The sequence below is a fragment of the Streptomyces sp. HmicA12 genome (assembly GCF_000373565.1).
Lineage (GTDB): Bacteria > Actinomycetota > Actinomycetes > Streptomycetales > Streptomycetaceae > Streptomyces.
Map to the genome: position 1 here is coordinate 129093 of NZ_KB891802.1, position 16420 is coordinate 145512.

12 protein-coding genes are annotated in these 16420 nt (G+C 69.5%); 9 read left to right on the forward strand and 3 right to left on the reverse strand.

Annotated features, from left to right (window positions below; genetic code table 11):
- The first annotated feature begins 80 nt into the window (after positions 1-80).
- The 4 genes from B072_RS0111435 to B072_RS0111450 all read left to right on the forward strand — a co-directional run bounded on the left by B072_RS0111435 (position 81) and on the right by B072_RS0111450 (position 6645).
- On the forward strand, positions 81-1574 hold the full coding sequence (locus tag B072_RS0111435; RefSeq protein ID WP_018530078.1) for an ABC transporter permease: 1494 nt from the start codon (positions 81-83) through the stop codon (positions 1572-1574).
- A 52-nt stretch (positions 1575-1626) separates the two neighbouring features.
- Positions 1627-2313, forward strand: coding sequence for an ABC transporter ATP-binding protein (locus B072_RS0111440; RefSeq protein WP_018530079.1), 687 nt, complete (start codon positions 1627-1629; stop codon positions 2311-2313).
- A 127-nt stretch (positions 2314-2440) separates the two neighbouring features.
- A complete protein-coding gene (locus B072_RS0111445) occupies positions 2441-5788 on the forward strand; it encodes a S8 family peptidase (protein ID WP_018530080.1) in 3348 nt (1115 codons plus the stop codon).
- Between the two features lie 71 nt (positions 5789-5859).
- Positions 5860-6645, forward strand: a complete 786-nt coding sequence (locus B072_RS0111450; RefSeq protein WP_018530081.1) for a group II truncated hemoglobin — start codon at positions 5860-5862, stop codon at positions 6643-6645.
- 81 nt (positions 6646-6726) lie between these two features.
- Here B072_RS0111450 and B072_RS0111455 read toward each other — a convergent pair whose 3' ends face one another.
- Positions 6727-7638 (reverse strand): helix-turn-helix domain-containing protein, encoded by a 912-nt coding sequence (locus B072_RS0111455; RefSeq protein ID WP_018530082.1) that lies wholly within the window; start codon positions 7636-7638, stop codon positions 6727-6729.
- 127 nt (positions 7639-7765) lie between these two features.
- Here B072_RS0111455 and B072_RS0111460 point away from each other — a divergent pair, with 127 nt between their 5' ends.
- The 3 genes from B072_RS0111460 to B072_RS0111470 all read left to right on the forward strand — a co-directional run bounded on the left by B072_RS0111460 (position 7766) and on the right by B072_RS0111470 (position 9793).
- The gene (locus B072_RS0111460; RefSeq protein WP_026245706.1) at positions 7766-8806 is read left to right on the forward strand and encodes an NAD(P)-dependent alcohol dehydrogenase; all 1041 of its coding nucleotides are present in this window, start codon (positions 7766-7768) and stop codon (positions 8804-8806) included.
- A 114-nt stretch (positions 8807-8920) separates the two neighbouring features.
- Positions 8921-9274: a DUF1330 domain-containing protein gene (locus B072_RS0111465; RefSeq protein WP_018530084.1), complete on the forward strand. Its 354-nt coding sequence runs from the start codon at positions 8921-8923 to the stop codon at positions 9272-9274.
- A 129-nt stretch (positions 9275-9403) separates the two neighbouring features.
- Positions 9404-9793 (forward strand): VOC family protein, encoded by a 390-nt coding sequence (locus B072_RS0111470; protein WP_018530085.1) that lies wholly within the window; start codon positions 9404-9406, stop codon positions 9791-9793.
- A gap of 12 nt (positions 9794-9805) precedes the next feature.
- On the opposite strand, the gene B072_RS49765 is transcribed toward B072_RS0111470, so the two are convergent.
- On the reverse strand, positions 9806-12664 hold the full coding sequence (locus tag B072_RS49765) for a family 43 glycosylhydrolase (protein ID WP_018530086.1): 2859 nt from the start codon (positions 12662-12664) through the stop codon (positions 9806-9808).
- Between the two features lie 336 nt (positions 12665-13000).
- Here B072_RS49765 and B072_RS0111480 point away from each other — a divergent pair, with 336 nt between their 5' ends.
- The gene (locus tag B072_RS0111480) at positions 13001-13486 is read left to right on the forward strand and encodes a carboxymuconolactone decarboxylase family protein (RefSeq protein ID WP_026245707.1); all 486 of its coding nucleotides are present in this window, start codon (positions 13001-13003) and stop codon (positions 13484-13486) included.
- 15 nt (positions 13487-13501) lie between these two features.
- On the opposite strand, the gene B072_RS0111485 is transcribed toward B072_RS0111480, so the two are convergent.
- A complete protein-coding gene (locus B072_RS0111485) occupies positions 13502-14095 on the reverse strand; it encodes a DUF4291 domain-containing protein (RefSeq protein ID WP_018530088.1) in 594 nt (197 codons plus the stop codon).
- Positions 14096-14312: 217 nt separating this feature from the next.
- Between B072_RS0111485 and B072_RS0111490 the strand changes: the two genes are divergently transcribed.
- Positions 14313-16373: a restriction endonuclease gene (locus B072_RS0111490; protein WP_026245708.1), complete on the forward strand. Its 2061-nt coding sequence runs from the start codon at positions 14313-14315 to the stop codon at positions 16371-16373.
- Positions 16374-16420 lie beyond the last annotated feature (47 nt).

A 16420-nucleotide genomic window follows, 5' to 3' on the forward strand; every position in this document is an offset into this window, starting at 1 on the left:
CCGGAGCGACGACCCTCGCTCCGGCTTCCGCTGATTCCTGTCAGCGCCCCGCGTCGGGGCTGTCATCGGGCGAGGCTTCGATGTTCTTCACCTATCTCAGGCGTGAACTGCGCCGCCGCAGAAAGGCGGCCCTCGTCGTCGCCTCCGGGCTCGCGCTGGGTATCGCGCTCGTCATCGTCGTCAGCTCCGTGTCCTCCGGCATGAACAAGGCGCAGGACAAGGTCCTGCAGTCCCTGTACGGCCTCGGCACCGACATGACCGTCACCAAGGCGGCCGCGGCCCCGACCGGGGACAACGGGCGCCCGAACTTCAAGTTCGGCGCCCGGGACAGCGACGACGGCAAGGAGCAGTCCACCGACCGCGTCATGGTCCAGGGCTTCCAGACGCTCGCCTCCTCCACAGTCACCGAGGTGGCCGGCCAGAAGGGCGTCGCCGACACCGTGGGCGGCCTGAACCTCCAGGTCATGAAGGTCAGCGGGCAGTTCACGCGCGGCCAGTTCAAGCAGGACCAGCAGCAGGGGCAGCAGGGCGGCGGCCCCGGCGGCCAGAACGGCGGCGGTGGCGGCCAGCCGCAGGGCCGCGTCGAGGGCGGCGGCGCCAACTTCGACGTCAACTCCTTCTCGGTGTACGGCACCGACGTCACCAAGCAGAACCTCGGCCCGCTCACCACCTCGAAGATCACCAAGGGCCGTACGTTCACGACGTCCGAGACGAACGCCAAGGTGGCCGTCGCCGACGCCTCGTACGCCAAGGAGAAGAAGCTCGCCGTCGGTGACAACGTCACCATCCACGGCACGAAGTTCAAGGTCATCGGCGTCTCGACGGCCGACAGCGGCGACTCGGCGGCCAACCTCTACATCCCGCTGAAGCAGGCCCAGACCGTCGCCGACATGAAGAACAAGGTGACGACGGTCTACGTCAAGGCGACCGACTCGCAGCAGATCGACTCGGTGAAGTCGACCATCAGCAAGAACATCTCGGGCACGACGGTCACCACCTCCGCCGACCTCGCCAAGACCGTCTCGGGGTCGCTGTCCACCGCCTCCTCGCTCGCCTCGAACGTCGGCAAGTGGCTCTCCATCGCGGTGCTCGTGGCCGCGTTCCTCGTCGCGGGTCTGCTCACCTCGTCGGCGGTCTCGCGCCGGGTCCGCGAGTTCGGCACGCTCAAGGCGCTCGGCTGGAAGTCCGGCCGCGTCACCCGCCAGGTCATCGGCGAGGCCGTCGTCAACGGGCTCATCGGCGGCGTCCTCGGCATCGCGGTCGGCCTGGCCGGCGCGTACGCGGTGACCGCGATCAGCCCGACCCTGTCGGCCTCCCTCGGTGCCACGGGCGGCGGAGGCGGCGGCTTCGGCGGGGGCGGCGGCATGGGCGGTCCCGGTGGCGGCGGCCCCGGCGGCGCCGCCCGGCAGGCCGCGAGCAAGACCCTCGACATCGCGCTGACCGCGCCGGTCTCCGGCACGACCATCGCCCTCGCGGTCGGCCTCGCCGTCGCGGGCGGACTGATCGCCGGAGCGTTCGGCGGCTGGCGGGCCTCGCGACTGCGTCCGGCGGACGCGCTGCGCCGCGTCGAGTAGCACCCCGCGCCCCCTATCTCTCAACCTCCTTACGTAGCACAGGAGTTGCCCCATGTATCAGCTCAGAGGCGTCACCAAGACGTACCGCCGGGCCAAGGACACCGTCGAGGCGCTCGCGGGCGTCGACCTGACCATCGGCGACGGCGACCGGCTCGTCATCCAGGGCCCGACCGGCGGCGGCAAGTCGACCCTGCTGCAGATGCTCGGCGGCCTCGACCGGCCCACGGCCGGCAGCGTCGAGCTCGACGGCACCGATCTCGCGAAGCTGCCCGAGGCCCGGCTCACCAAGGTCCGCGCCGAGTCCATCGGGTTCGTCTTCCAGTCCTTCAACCTCATCCCGACGCTCACCGCCCAGGAGAACGTCGAGACCGCGCTCGTCCCGCTCGGCATCAAGGCGGCCGACCGGCGCGAGCGCGCGGCCGAGGCGCTCAAGTCCGTCGGCCTCGGCGAGCGGCTGGGCCACCTGCCCTCGGAGATGTCCGGCGGTCAGCAGCAGCGCGTCGCCATCGCGCGGGCGCTGGTGAAGAACCCGAAGGTGCTCCTCGCCGACGAGCCCACCGGCAACCTCGACGAGTCCATGCGCGACGAGATCATGGACGTACTGGAAGGCCTGTGGAAGGAGCACGGGCTCACGTTCATCATGGTCACGCACGACTCGGCCATCGCCCGCAAGGCGCCGCGGCTCGTGACGATCCGCAAGGGCCGCATCAAGGTCACGGAGAACGAACAGGCCAAGTAGTCGGGTTGTAGCCACTCCGCGACTTTGCCCGCGCGAGAAGCAACCTTTGAACCCCCTGTGCCCTCTCTAGGCGCAGGGGGTTCAACCATGACCCTCTTTTGGTGAACTACCGTCACCAGGGGGAAAGTTGCACAGACAGGTACATTCCCGTACGCGACGCGCCGCCCTTGTCGCGGGCGCCGCCGCCGTCGCCCTCGTCGCGGGCGCCGCCCTTCCGGCGAACTCCGCTCCCGCGGCCGCGCACAGCGGCGCCGGGCAGCAGGTCAAGGCGATCAAGGCGAGATCGCACGTCACGCTCATCACCGGCGACCGCGTCGCGCTCGACGCGCAGGGCAAGCCGGTCGGGTTCGAGCGGGCGAAGGGCCGTGCCCACATACCCGTACAGACGCGCATAGTGAAGGGGCACACCTACGTGGTGCCCCTCGACGCGCAGCGCATGATCGCCTCCGGAAAGCTCGACCAGCGTCTCTTCGACGTCACCGAGCTGTCCAAGGCGTCGTACAAGAAGGCGCAGAAGAACGGCCTCAAGGTCATCGTCGGCTACTCGGGCGCGGCTGCCGCGGCCAAGGCCGAGGTGCGCGACGCCGGTGACACCACCGTGCGGCGCTCGCTGAAGGCGCTGAACGCGGACGCGGTCCTCACGCCCAAGTCCGACGCGGTCGACCTGTGGAACGCGGTCACCGACCAGGACGGCACCACCGCCTCCGGCGTCAGCCGCATCTGGCTCGACGGCATCCGCCGGGCCAGCCTCGACAAGTCCGTGCCGCAGATCGGCGCCCCCAAGGCGTGGGCCGCCGGGTACGACGGCAAGGGCGTCAAGATCGCCGTCCTGGACACCGGTGTCGACGCGACCCACCCCGATCTGAAGGACCAGGTCGCCGAGTCGAAGAACTTCACCGCCGCGGCCGACGCCACCGACCACTTCGGGCACGGCACGCACGTCGCCTCGATCGCGGCCGGTACGGGCGCGAAGTCGGGCGGCAAGTTCAAGGGCGTCGCCCCGGGCGCGAAGCTGCTCAACGGCAAGGTGCTCGACGACAGCGGGTTCGGCGACGACTCCGGCATCCTCGCGGGCATGGAGTGGGCGGCCGCGCAGGGCGCCGACGTCATCAACCTGAGCCTGGGCGGCTACGACACCCCGGAGATCGACCCGCTGGAGGCCGAGGTCAACAAGCTCTCGGCGGAGAAGGGCGTCCTGTTCGCCATCGCGGCGGGCAACGAGGGCCCGAACTCCATCGGCTCGCCGGGCAGCGCGGACGCCGCCCTCACCGTCGGCGCCGTCGACGACAAGGACCAGCTCGCCGACTTCTCCTCCACCGGGCCGCGCGCGGGCGACGGAGCGATCAAGCCGGACGTGACGGCGCCGGGCGTCGACATCACGGCGGCCGCCGCTCCCGGCAGCGTCATCGAGCAGGAGGTCGGCCAGAACCCGGACGGGTACCTGACCATCTCGGGTACGTCGATGGCGACTCCGCACGTCGCCGGTGCCGCCGCGATCCTCAAGCAGCAGCACCCGGACTGGAAGTACACCGAGCTCAAGGGCGCGCTGGTCGGCTCGACCAAGGGCACCGCCAAGCTGACCCCGTTCCAGCAGGGCAGCGGCCGCATCCAGGTGGACAAGGCGATCACCCAGACCGTGTTCGCCGACCCGGCCTCCGTCAGCTTCGGCGTCGCGCAGTGGCCGCACACCGACGACAAGGCCGTCACCAAGAAGGTCACGTACAAGAACGCCGGCACGAAGGACGTCACCCTGACCCTCGCGGTCCAGGCGACCGGCCCCAAGGGCGCGGCCGCCCCCGCGGGCTTCTTCAAGCTCGGCGCGACCAAGGTCACCGTCCCCGCGGGCGGCACGGCCTCGGTCGACCTGACCGCGAACACGAAGCTCGGCGGCACGGTCGACGGCGACTACTCCGCGTACATCACGGCGACCGGCGACGGCCAGTCCGTGCGGACCGCGGCCGCGGTGCAGCGCGAGGTCGAGTCGTACGACGTGACGCTCAAGCACATCGGGCGGGACGGCAAGGACGCCAAGAACTACGACACGTCCCTGTTCGGCCTGTCGGGGAGCGTCGCCGGCGCGTTCTACGGCGCGTACGACCCGAACTCCGGGACGGTCAAGGTCCGTGTCCCCAAGGGGAGTTACACCCTCACCTCGAACCTGGTGATCGACCCCGAGGACGCCACCAAGGGCATCGACTGGCTGGCCCAGCCGAAGCTGAGCGTCACCAAGAACACGACGGTCACCCTCGACGCGCGGACCGCCAAGCCGGTGGACATCACGGTGCCCGACACGGGCGTCGAGTCGCTGCTCGCCGCCCCGTCCTTCGACGTGTCGACCTCCACCATGGGGGCCGGCTTCGGCTGGCTGCTCGACTCGTACAAGGGCTTCCGCACCGCGGGCCTGGGCGGTGACATCACCGGCGCCGACCTCCAGCAGCAGTGGCAGGCCATCTGGACCAAGGGTACGAACGCCGAGTACAACGTCTTCTCCGGCGGCCCCGTCAAGCGCCTCGCCACCGGCTACACCAAGCACTACAAGGCGAGCGACCTCGCCACGGTGAAGGTGGGCCTCGGCGCCTCCGTGAGCGGCAAGACCGGTTCGGTGAGCGCGCTCGGCATGCTGCCCAGCGGCTCCGGCGGCTGGTCGACGGCGATCGACCAGAAGCTGCCCGGCAGCCGCACCCTGCACCTGTCCACGGGTGACAAGGTGAAGTGGGGCCTGGACTTCTCGCAGAACGGCCCGCCGGACGAGGAGGGCTGGCCGACCTACGAGGCCGGTTACTCGCTGGGCGCGGCCCAGTCGTTCACGGGCGGCAAGACGTACGAGAAGACGTTCAACACCGCGGTCTTCGGGCCCCGGATCGGCGGCTCCTACGGCGTCTTCCGCAAGAGCAACACGATCGCCGGGTACCTGCCGATGTTCGCCGACGGCAAGACCCACGCCGGCTCCTCGGTCTACTCCTCGGTGAAGACGACGCTGTACCGCGGCTCCACCAAGGTCGGCGAGAACGACGACCCGCTGGTCGGCGAGAAGGTCTTCAAGGTGCCGTCCACGGACGCCGCGTACGAGCTGACGACGTCCATCAAGCGCTCGGCCCGGATCGCCACGGCCTCCAGCCGGATCGACGGGACCTGGACGTTCCGCTCCAAGAAGACCTCCACCGAGACGAAGCTGCCGCTCTCCGCGGCGCGCTTCGACGCGGCCGTCGGTCTGGACAGCCGGGTGACGGCCGGCAAGACCCAGTCCGTCCCGGTCACCGTCACCGGCGCGGCGGCGGGCTCCAACCTGAAGTCCCTCGCCGTGTACGTCAGTTACGACGGCGGCGCGAAGTGGACGAAGGTCACCGTCAAGAGCGGCAAGATCAGCGTCAAGAACCCGGCAGCGGGCAAGGGCGTCTCCTTCCGCGCGAAGATCACCGACAAGAAGGGCAACACGTCGACGATCTCGATCTACAACGCGTACTACGGCAAGTGACGTAGAGCGCGTGGTGGTGGCCCGTCCCGGTCCATGGACCGGGACGGGCCACCCGTGTTTGGGTGGCGGTCATGACGACGCAGACGGTCGAGTACATCCGCTACCGCATCCCGGAAGCCCGCTCCGCCGAGTTCCTCGCGGCCTACACGCGCGCGGCCCGCCACCTGGCCGCGTCCCCGCACTGCGTCTCCTACGAACTCGCGCGCTGCGAGGACGACTTCGGGCACTTCATCCTGCGCATCATCTGGACCTCGACCGAGGACCACCTCGAAGGGTTCCGGACGTCGGACCTGTTCCCCGAGTTCCTCGCCGAGATCCGCCCGTACGTGGGCGACATCGACGAGATGCGCCACTACAAGCCCACCTCGGTGCGGGGGAGAGGCTCGGCGGAACCCACGCTCTATGAATGGGCGGGCGGCGCCGAGGCGTTCGCCCGTCTCACGTCCGTCTTCTACGCGCACGTCGTCAAGGACGACCTCCTCGGCCCGCTCTTCGCCGACCTGCCCGCCGAGCACGCCGAACACGTCGCGCTCTGGCTCGGCGAGGTCTTCGGCGGGCCCTCCGCGTACTCCGAACAGCACGGCGGACACAGCCACATGGTCGCCAAGCACATCGGCAAGGGCATCACCGAGGCGCAGCGCCGCCGATGGGTGAACCTCATGCACGACGCGGCCGACGAGGCGGGCCTGCCGACCGATGCGGAGTTCCGCTCCGCGTTCAGCGCGTACGTGGAGTGGGGGACCCGGCTGGCCGTGTACTTCTCGGGGCCGGACGCGGTACGGCCGGCCGAGCAGCCGGTGCCCCTGTGGAACTGGGGTGTTGTGTCGCCGCCCCATTCGAGCCCCTCCGGCGATTGAGGAGCGGGGTCCGGGGCGGAGCCCCGGGTCCGTTGCCGGGTGCGCGTCTCGTCGTGGCTGGTCGCGCAGTTCCCCGCGCCCCTAGCGGGGCGCCTCGCTCCCCGCCTGAATGGCGTCGGCCCCCCAGCTCGCCAGCAGGCGGAGCGCTTCCGCCGAGGCCGAACCCGGCTCCGCGTGGTACACCGAAAGGAACTGCCCGTCGTCGTCCGGCAGGTGCAACGTCTCGTAGGACAGGGTCAGTTCGCCGACCAGCGGATGCCGCATCCGCTTCACGCCGTGGCCCTTCTCCTTCACGTCGTGCGTGGCCCACAGCTTCCTGAACTTCTCGCTCTTGACGGAGAGTTCACCGACCAGCGCCGACAGCTCGGGGTCCTCCGGGTTGCGGCCCGCGTACAGGCGCAGGTAGCTGACCATGTCGGACGCCTTCGACTCCCAGTCGCGGAACAGCTCCCGGTAGTCGGGGTTCAGGAACGTGAGGCGGGCCCAGTTGCGCTCGGCCGGCGGCATCTTGCCCCAGTCGCCGAAGAGGGCCGCCGCCATCCGGTTCCAGGCGAGGATGTGGGAGCGGGCCCCGCCGATGTACGCGGGCACGCCCTCCATGGATTCCAGGAGCTGGCGCAGCGCGGGCCGCACCTGCTGCTGCCGCTTCGGGGCCCGCTGCTTGCGCCGGGTCGGCGTCGGGTGGGCCAGATGGACGAGGTGCGCGTGCTCGGTGTCGCTCAGCTGCAGGGCGCGCGCGATCGCGTCGAGTACCTCCGCCGACACGTTGCGTCCATTGCCCTGCTCCAGGCGTGTGTAGTACGCCACCGAGACCCCGGCCAGCTGGGCCAGCTCCTCGCGCCGCAGCCCGGGCACCCGCCGGTGCCGCCCGGCCGGGGCGAGGCCCACGTCCTGGGGCTGGAGCCGGGCCCGCCGGGTGCGCAGGAACTCGCTGAGCTCGGCCCGGCGGTCCAGGCCGTCCGGGGCCGGCGGGTACGGCTGGTCTTCGTCCATGCTTCCAGTATTCCCGGTCGTACGCCCATGAGCCTGACCCCGCCAGTAGTAGGACCACTGGTCGTACGCAGAGCGGTGACCTGCGCGGATGTCGCACGAGGCGATCGTCTGGGGCAGGGTTGAGGTCATGACCACTGTTGCTGCATACGCCGCGCCCAGCGCCAAGGCTCCGCTGGAGCGCACCACCATCGAGCGCCGTCCGGTCGGCGAGCACGACGTTCTGATCGACATCAAGTTCGCCGGTATCTGCCACTCCGACATCCACCAGGCCCGCGAGGGCTGGGGCGAGGCCATCTTCCCGATGGTCCCGGGCCACGAGATCGCCGGTGTCGTCGAGGCCGTCGGTGCCGGTGTCACCAAGTTCAAGGTCGGCGACCAGGTCGGCGTCGGCTGCATGGTCGACTCCTGCCGCGAGTGCGAGCCCTGCAAGAACGGCCAGGAGCAGCACTGCGTCCGCGGGAACGTCGGCACGTACAACGCCATCGGCAAGGACGGCGAGCCCACCTACGGCGGCTACTCGCAGAAGGTCGTCGTCGACGAGGCCTTCACCGTCGGCATCCCCGAGGGCCTGTCGCTCGACGTGGCCGCGCCGCTGCTCTGCGCCGGCATCACCACGTACTCCCCGCTCAAGCAGTGGGGCGCGGGCCCGGGCAAGAAGGTCGCCGTGGTCGGCCTGGGCGGCCTCGGCCACATGGGCGTCAAGATCGCGCACGCGATGGGCGCCGAGGTGACCGTCCTGTCGCAGTCGCTGCGCAAGAAGGACGACGGCCTGAAGCTGGGCGCCGACCACTACTACGCCACCAGCGACCCGAAGACCTTCGAGGAGCTGGCCGGTACGTTCGACATCATCCTGTCGACCGTGTCCGCGCCGCTGGACTTCGGCGCCTACCTGGGCCTGCTCAAGACGAGCGGTGCCCTGGTGAACGTCGGCGCCCCCGAGGAGCCGATCTCGCTGAACCTGTTCTCGCTGATCGGCGGCAACAAGACCCTCGCGGGCTCCATGATCGGCGGCATCGCCGAGACCCAGGAGATGCTCGACTTCTGCGCCGAGCACGGCCTGGGTGCCGAGATCGAGCTCATCGAGGCGAGCCAGGTCAACGAGGCGTACGAGCGCGTCATCAACTCCGACGTGCGCTACCGCTTCGTGATCGACACGGCGACGATCTGAGTGCCTGAGTCTCCTGCGTCGTAGGTACCTGAATTCCTACCCCGCGGGTAATCGACGCCCTCCCCGGGTTCCGGCACGATCCCCCTATCAGCCGGACCCGAGGGGGGCTCGCTCATGACCGCCTACGTCATAGCCGTACTGCACACGACGCCCACGACGCACCCGGACGTCTTCACGTACATCGAACGCGTCCAGGCCACCTTCACCCCGTACGGGGGCCGCTTCCTGGTCCACGGCACGGAGGGGGAGTGGGTGGAGGGCCCCAGGCTCGGCGGCGTCGTCGTGCTGGAGTTCCCCGACCTGAAGGCGGCCCACACCTGGTACGAGTCGCCCGCCTACCAGGAGATCCTGCCGCTGCGCACCGATCACCTGCCCGGGAGCCTGGTGTTCCTGGAGGGCGCCCCGGACGGGTACGAGGCGGCCCGCACGGCGGCGGCGATGCGTGAGGCGGCGTCCGGGCAGGCGTGAGGCCCGAGCCGTAGGTCGGAGGGCCCAACGCGCGGGCACCGTACGGCGGATGTGGTCCGGCGGCCCTGATCCCTAGCGTGGCCGTACGTCACCGCGACCCGGTCGACGCCACCGATGAGGGAGCCCGCCGTGCCCGTCGAACTCAACCACACCATCGTCGCCGCCCACGACCAGCGGGCGTCCGCCCGCTTCCTCGCCGATCTGCTCGGTCTGCAAGTGGGCCCGCCGGACGGCCCGTTCACTCCGGTCGTGGTGGCGAACGGGGTGACGCTCGACTACTACGAGCGCGCCCTCGACGACTCCGAGCTCGGCCTCGACATCACGCCCCAGCACTACGCGTTCCAGGTCTCGGACGAGGAGTTCGACGCGATCCTCGCCCGCATCCGGGCCGCGGACCTGCCGCACTGGGCGGATCCGCACCACCGGACGCCGGGCGAGATCCGCACCAGGGGCCGCGGCCGCGCCGCCTACTTCGAGGACCCGAACGGGCACAACATGGAGATCCTGACGCCGAGTTGACCCGGTCCCGTGCTACGGGATGCGGCGCGGGCGCACCCCGTCCAGCGTCGGGGTGACCGGCTTCATCAGCCCGTCCGTGCCGAACGCGACCCGGTCGATGGTGGTCTCCCGATGGGTGCCGTCGCCGTCCGGGATCGCGAACCGGTGGTAGGCGATGTACCAGTCGTCGGTGCCGGGCACCTGGAGCATCGAGTTGTGCCCGGTGCCGAGGATGCCCTGCGCCGGGTCCTTCTCCAGGACGACACCGTGGTTCGTGAACGGGCCGTAGGGGGAGTCGGCGGTGGCGTACCCGACGCGGTAGTTCTCGCTGCGGGTGTCGTCGATCGAGTACGTGAGGTGGTAAGTGCCCTTGCGCCGGACGACGAAGAGCCCCTCCCTGAAGTCCGCAAGTCCCTCGATCTCTCGTACCTTTGACGGGTCGTACGACACCATGTCGTCGTTCAGCGGCACCACCCACGCCGAACTGTTGCCCCAGTACAGATACGCCTGCCCGTCCTCGTCGATGAACACGGCCGGGTCGATGGCCTGCCCGGCGCCGTCCGGGTTCGCGGCGATCAGGACCTTGCCGCTGTCGGTGAACGGGCCGACGGGGGAGTGGGAGGTCGCGACCCCGATCTTCGCCTCGGCGCAGTAGTAGAAGAAGTACGTGCCGTCGCGCTCGGCGATGGTCGGCGCCCAGGCGCGCGCGTCCGCCCAGCTCACGTCCTTGCCGAGGTCGAGGATGACACCGCGGTCGGTCCAGTCGACCAGGTTCTTCGACGACCACACGCCGAAGCTGGTCCCGCTCCACCCGTCGAAGCCGTCGGTGGTGCAGTAGAGGTAGTAAGTGCCGCCGAAGGCAACGATGTTGGGGTCCGCGTGATACTTCGGCAGCACGGGCGTACGCATCTCCACGGCCGACACCTTCCACTTCCTCCGCGCGCCCTCGGCCGAGGTCACGGTGTACGTCACGGGGCTGCGCAGGTCCGTCTTCCGCCCGCTCGCCGGGCTGATCCGGGCGCCGGGCGCGAGCGTGAACTCCGGGCGCAGGCGCCGCAGATCGGTGCCGGGCCGCACCGGCAGCACGACGGTCCCGCCGTCACCCGCGCTGTCGATGACCGCCGGCACCTTCAGCTCCGCCAGCTCCACGCCCCGGACACGGGTCGCGTTGGCGGGCAGCGCGGCGATCTCGTCGGCGGACAGGGCGCGGTTGTAGAGGCGGACGTCGCGCAGCCGGCCCTTCAGGGTGTGGTCGGAGGTGTACGGGGATCTGCCCAGGTAGTTGGCGGTGGTGCGGCCGCCGCCGATGTCCGAGGGCATGAGGCTGATCGCGGTGTTGCGCGCGACGACCCGGCCGTCGAGGTGGAGCAGGGCGGTGCCGCCGTCGACGGTGTACGTGACGTTGACCCAACGCCCCCGTGAGAGGCCGGAGTTGGCCTTCGCCTCCTGCTCCTTGCTCCAGTTGCCGTCGGTGAGCGCGGCGCGGAAGCCGCTCTCGGCGCTGCCTCCGGTCGCGAAGAGATACCCGTTCCCCTTCCCGTCGGAGCCGGTGTTCCCGAACCCGTACAGGAAGTAGGGCGTCCGCTGGTCCTCGTCCACCCACACGTCGGCGGCCACGGTCACCGCGTCCACCCCGGCCAGCATGTTCTCGGGCAGCTTCACGTGCCCGCTCGCCCCGCCGAGCACCAGCGCCCCGTCCGACCAGCTCGTGTCCCCGCTGAGGGTGCCGTGGTAGCCGTGCCCCGAGATGTCCTTCGCGTTCCCGTCCAGCGGCCAGTGCGCGACGAGGCCGTCCTCGTTCGCGAGCACGGGCGCGACGCCCCACTTCGCGGCGATCCGGTCGTACTCGGCACCGGTCACCGGGAGGACGGTGCCGTGGCGCGGCGCAGAGGGCAGCCGGTACTCGGCGGACTTGGTCCACTTCCCGCCCGCCAGGTCGGTGGACTCGAACGGCATGTACCCGGTGGCGGTGTAGTCGTCGATGAACAGGTACCACTTCTCCTCGGTGTTGGACTTGAAGACCAGCGGCCCCTCGCCCTGCGCCATGGAGCCCATGCCGATGCCCTCGGCCACCGTCCGCCACGAAGTGGCGAGCAGGTCGTCCGACCGCTCCTGGAGGATGAACTTCCCGTACGGCGACTGCGACGCGGACCGCTCGTCCTTGGTGAAGCGGTGGTACGTCCCGTCGTGCGCGATGACGGTGGAGTCGATGACGGAGTACCCGGGGTCGTTCCACACCTTGGCCGCGCTGAACGTCACGAAGTCGTCGGTCGTCGCGTACAGCATCCGGTTGTACGTGTTCGCGCTGTGCTCCGTATCGCTCTCCTCGTACAGTTTCGACGCCCAGAAGACGACGTACGAGCCGAGCTCCTCGCTCCAATACGCCTCTGGCGCCCAGGTGTTGCCGGCGGTCTCCGGGGACACCTGCACGGACCGCGGCTCCGACCACTCCACCAGGTCCGTCGACTCCCACACGATGATCGACCGGCTGCCGTGCCGCTGGACGTAGTCCCAGCTCGCCCCGCCGTAGATCCGCAGATCGGTGGCGATGAGAAAGAACCTGTCCCCGTCGGGCGACCGGATGACGAAGGGATCGCGCACGCCCTTGTCGCCGAGGGCGGAGGTGAGCACGGGCTGCCCGCCGTTCAACTCCCGCCAGTGCAAAGGGTCGTTGCCCTTGCTGAGGGCGAGATGAATCTGCTCGCCGTCGGCGGTGCCCTCACCGGTGAAGTAGACGAAGAGGTACCCCTCGTACGCGGCGTCGTCCTTGCTGCGGCCACGGGCGAGCGCGGCCGGCGCGGGGAGGCCGGCTGCCGCGAGGGCGACCGCGCCGGTGACGAGGAGGTGGCGCCGGGAGAGCTGGGAGTGTCGTCCGTTGCGAGTGGGAGGCATGCGTCTCAGTCCTCGGGGGTCACGGGTCACTGGGGTCGCGGGGGCGGCTGCGGTGGCCAGTGAAGAAGTCCGTGACGGGAGTGGTCAAGATCTTTGACGCAGATCGGTACGAGAAATCGAAGGCTGTCCGGCATTCCGAACGGCAATTCCGCAAGAGAAGGAGAAAGCGGGACAGTCGCCGCTGATGCCGACACCGGTGCCCGCCGTTCTGTGACACCCGCGCGCGGTGCCGTTCACCACAGTGCGGAGCCGTCACGGAGGCCGGGCGGCCGGGGTCTTGTGTACGTCAGCGCAACAGCGCACGACACCACCCGGTGCACGAGTGAGGACGACACCATGGAACCCCGTTTCAACCTCTTCGACAGCCCGACCGCCGCCAAGGTCGCCAAGCGCTTCTTCAACGCCTCTCTGGCGCTCGCGGACTCCACCCTCCCCAAGTCCCTTCAGGAACTGGTGCAGTTGAGGGTCGGCCAGCTCAACGGCTGCGGCTTCTGCGTCGACGCGCACACCAAGGAGGCGGCTCTCGCGGGTGAGAGCACGGTCCGCGTCAACCTCGTGTCCGCCTGGCGGCACAGCAGCGTGTACACCGAGGCCGAGCGGGCGGCGCTCGCGCTCGCCGAGGAGGGGACCCTGCTCGGCGACCGGGGCGTGAGCGACGAGACCTGGGCGGCGGTGCGCAAGCACTTCGACGACGACCAGGTCGGCACTCTGGTCTGCCTGGTCTCCCTGATCAACGCGGCGACCCGGATGAACGTGATCGTGCACAACCAGGGCGGCTCGTACGAGCCCGGCCAGTTCACCGCGCTGACCTCGTCGAACTGAGCGAGGCCCTACCGGCTACGCCACGAGGTGCCCAAGCTCCAGCCCTTCGGTGGGATAGGGCCGCTCGGCAGGAACCAGCCGAGCGGCCTTCTCCAACTCCCCCGCGGCGACGGCTCCTTGAACCTCGCGGGCGAGCGGCGTGACGTCCTCGACGGACACCGTCCACTCGTCCGCGTACCGGCGCACCGCCTCCCCGGAGAGCCCGAGCTGCAACGACCGGTGCGGCAGCGCCCGCAGACGCAGATCCCGCTCCGGGTCCCACTGCACACGGGCCGGTGAACGCTTCAACTCCCGCTGCCAGGAAGCCTGGTCGGCGTGCAGCCCGCGCGTGTGACTCGACAGGCACGCGTTCCGCAGCGCCCACTCGAACCCCTCCCGCGCGATCTCCAATCCGAGTACCACCTCCTGCCCCGGCTTCGCGCCCCAGCCGCAGCGGTACATCATCCACAGGAAGGAGGGCTTGATCCACGTCATGCGGTCCCGCTTCCAGGCATCCGGAAAACGCCCGTCACGCGCGGCGGGCAGGCCGAGCTCGGGGGAGTAGGCCTGATAGACGGTGACGGTGGACTCCGTGTACCGGGCTCGGATCTGGTGCTTCGGGGTGGTCATGACGTACAGGGTGGTGCGGCGGCGCGGACTTGGGCCAGCGGTTTTCCGTGGCCGGCAGCTCATTTCGTTCATGCGGAGCCATGGCCCACAGGAGATGCCTCTGGCAAGTTGATATGGGGGAGGCGTCCGGTGGCTGAAGTCGTTCCCTCGCTCCTGGTTGTGGGGACAACCAGAAGCGTTCTGGCGGTGTCGGCGTCACGGGGAGGGCATGCAGCGCATGAGTCGTCGTTCTACTGGCTTTGTCGGCGTCTGGGCCGAAATGCAGCGTCAGCAACAACTCCAGGCGGAGGCTGACGCCAGGCGGCGCAGCCAGGAGGCCCGGCAGGCCGAGGCCTATCGACGACGCGCCGCCCAAGGCCAGCGCGAGTACAGACAGTCGGAGGCGCGGCGACGCACCGAGGCGTTGGACGCACAGGTCGACGCGTTACGGGCGCTGCTGGGCACCGGGTGCCGGGGGCCGGTGTTCCGGGCCGCTTCATTGAGGCGTGCCGAGGAAGTGCAGCCGTTCTCACCAGGGTCACTGGCGCAACCCTTGCCCATGCCGCAGCAGCATCAGTACCAGGCGCACGGAGGCTGGACCTCACACCGACGTGCGCAGGCGCAGGCCGAGGCTCAGGCGCGGTTCGAGCGGGACTGGCGGGACGCGCAGGCCGCCGAGACCCAACGGCAGCAGCAACTCGCCGCGTACCAGCGGGAGTACACGCAGTGGGCCGAGGGGCAGCTGGCGGAAGTGCGCAGGCACAACGCAGGCGTCGCGGCAGCGATCGACGGGGTCCGGAGGCGAGAGCCTGATGCTGTCGTGGAGTACTTCTCCGCCGCGCTCTACGCCTCGAAGGCATGGCCGGACGGCTTTCCCCGTCAGATATCAGCCGCCTATGACTCCGCGGCGCACCAGTTGGTCCTGGACTGGGAACTGCCGCGGTACGACGTCGTCCCTGAGACGAAGTCCGTGCGCTATGTGGCCTCGCTGGACCAGGACAAGGAGACAGCTCGTCCGGTGACCCAACGGCGTGGCCTGTACCGGGAAGTCCTCGCGCAATGCGCGCTGCTCGTGCTGCATGAACTGTTCGCCGCCGATGAGTTCGTCGTGCTCGACTCCGTGGTGCTGAACGGATTCGTGGACGAGCCCGATCCCGCGACGGGGCGGCGTGGTGAGATTTTCCTGACGACGGTGATGGCGTCGCGATCCACCTTCGGCGAGCTGCACTTGGCGCAGGTCGAAGCGGTCAGCTGCCTGACCGACGCGTTACGGGGACAGCTCGCCTCACGGCCGGACCAGCTTGTGGCGGTAAGACCGGTACGGCGACCGCTCGACGTCGGCAATCGCGTCGTATCTCACGGCAGCGACGAGGAGCCGGACCTCTTCGAGATGGATCCGATCCGCTTCGAGTCACTCGTGGCGGAACTCTTCCGCGCCATGGGAATGCAGGCGGTCACCACCCAGCGTTCGAACGACGGCGGGGTGGATGTCGACGCACTGGACCCGACCCCCATCCGCGGCGGCAAGATCGTGGTGCAGGTGAAGCGCTACCGCGGCACCGTCCCACCGACCGCGGTACGTGACCTGTACGGGACCGTTCAGGACGCGGGTGCCAACAAAGGGGTGCTGGTCACCACCTCGGGGTTCGGGCCCGGTTCGCACGCCTTCGCCAACGGCAAGCCGTTGGAGCTGATCTCGGGGCCCGAACTCGTCGACCTGCTGCACCGGAACGGACTCTCCGGACGTCTTGGGGAACGCGGCCGCGCGAGTACCCCGGCGCCACAGCCGTCCGACGACGCATACCGGCTGCCCGACGACTACAACGTGCTGGGCATGTCCTGGGACGGTGATGCCGCGCTCGATGTGTGCGCACTCGTCTGCCGCGGTGACCAGGTCCTGAGCGACGACCACTTCGTCTTCTTCAACAACCACCGCACGCCCGACGACTCGGTGCACATGCTTCCGGCCTCGCCACCGGACAAGGCGGGGCTCCGCGTTTCCTTCGACTCGTTGCCGGATGCCGCGGACCGCTTGGTACTTGTCGCCGCCATCGACCCGGAGCTCAATCCCGATGCCGACCTGTCCGGCTTCACCGGCGCGGAGATCCGCCTGCTCGATCCCACGATGACCGAACTCGGACGCCTCGACGTCTCGGACGGCCGACCGCGTGAGACGGCTCTGGTACTGGGCTCATTCCGGCGCAGGCCGAACGGTGACTGGGATTTCGTTCTCGGCGGCAAGGGGTACGAGGGCGGCCTGGAACAACTGGTCCGGGACTACGGAATCGACGTGGAGTAGTCCCTACTACGGTGTCCGGATGACAGCTATCGAGGTCTTGGCACGCA

Coding starts and splice junctions, on each gene's coding strand:
- B072_RS0111435 (WP_018530078.1), top strand. CDS start 81: ATGTTCTTCACCTATCTCAGGCGTGAACTGCGCCGCCGCAGAAAGGCG.
- B072_RS0111440 (WP_018530079.1), top strand. CDS start 1,627: ATGTATCAGCTCAGAGGCGTCACCAAGACGTACCGCCGGGCCAAGGAC.
- B072_RS0111450 (WP_018530081.1), top strand. CDS start 5,860: ATGACGACGCAGACGGTCGAGTACATCCGCTACCGCATCCCGGAAGCC.
- B072_RS0111455 (WP_018530082.1), bottom strand. CDS start 7,638: ATGGACGAAGACCAGCCGTACCCGCCGGCCCCGGACGGCCTGGACCGC.
- B072_RS0111460 (WP_026245706.1), top strand. CDS start 7,766: ATGACCACTGTTGCTGCATACGCCGCGCCCAGCGCCAAGGCTCCGCTG.
- B072_RS0111465 (WP_018530084.1), top strand. CDS start 8,921: ATGACCGCCTACGTCATAGCCGTACTGCACACGACGCCCACGACGCAC.
- B072_RS49765 (WP_018530086.1), bottom strand. CDS start 12,664: ATGCCTCCCACTCGCAACGGACGACACTCCCAGCTCTCCCGGCGCCAC.
- B072_RS0111480 (WP_026245707.1), top strand. CDS start 13,001: ATGGAACCCCGTTTCAACCTCTTCGACAGCCCGACCGCCGCCAAGGTC.
- B072_RS0111485 (WP_018530088.1), bottom strand. CDS start 14,095: ATGACCACCCCGAAGCACCAGATCCGAGCCCGGTACACGGAGTCCACC.
- B072_RS0111490 (WP_026245708.1), top strand. CDS start 14,313: ATGAGTCGTCGTTCTACTGGCTTTGTCGGCGTCTGGGCCGAAATGCAG.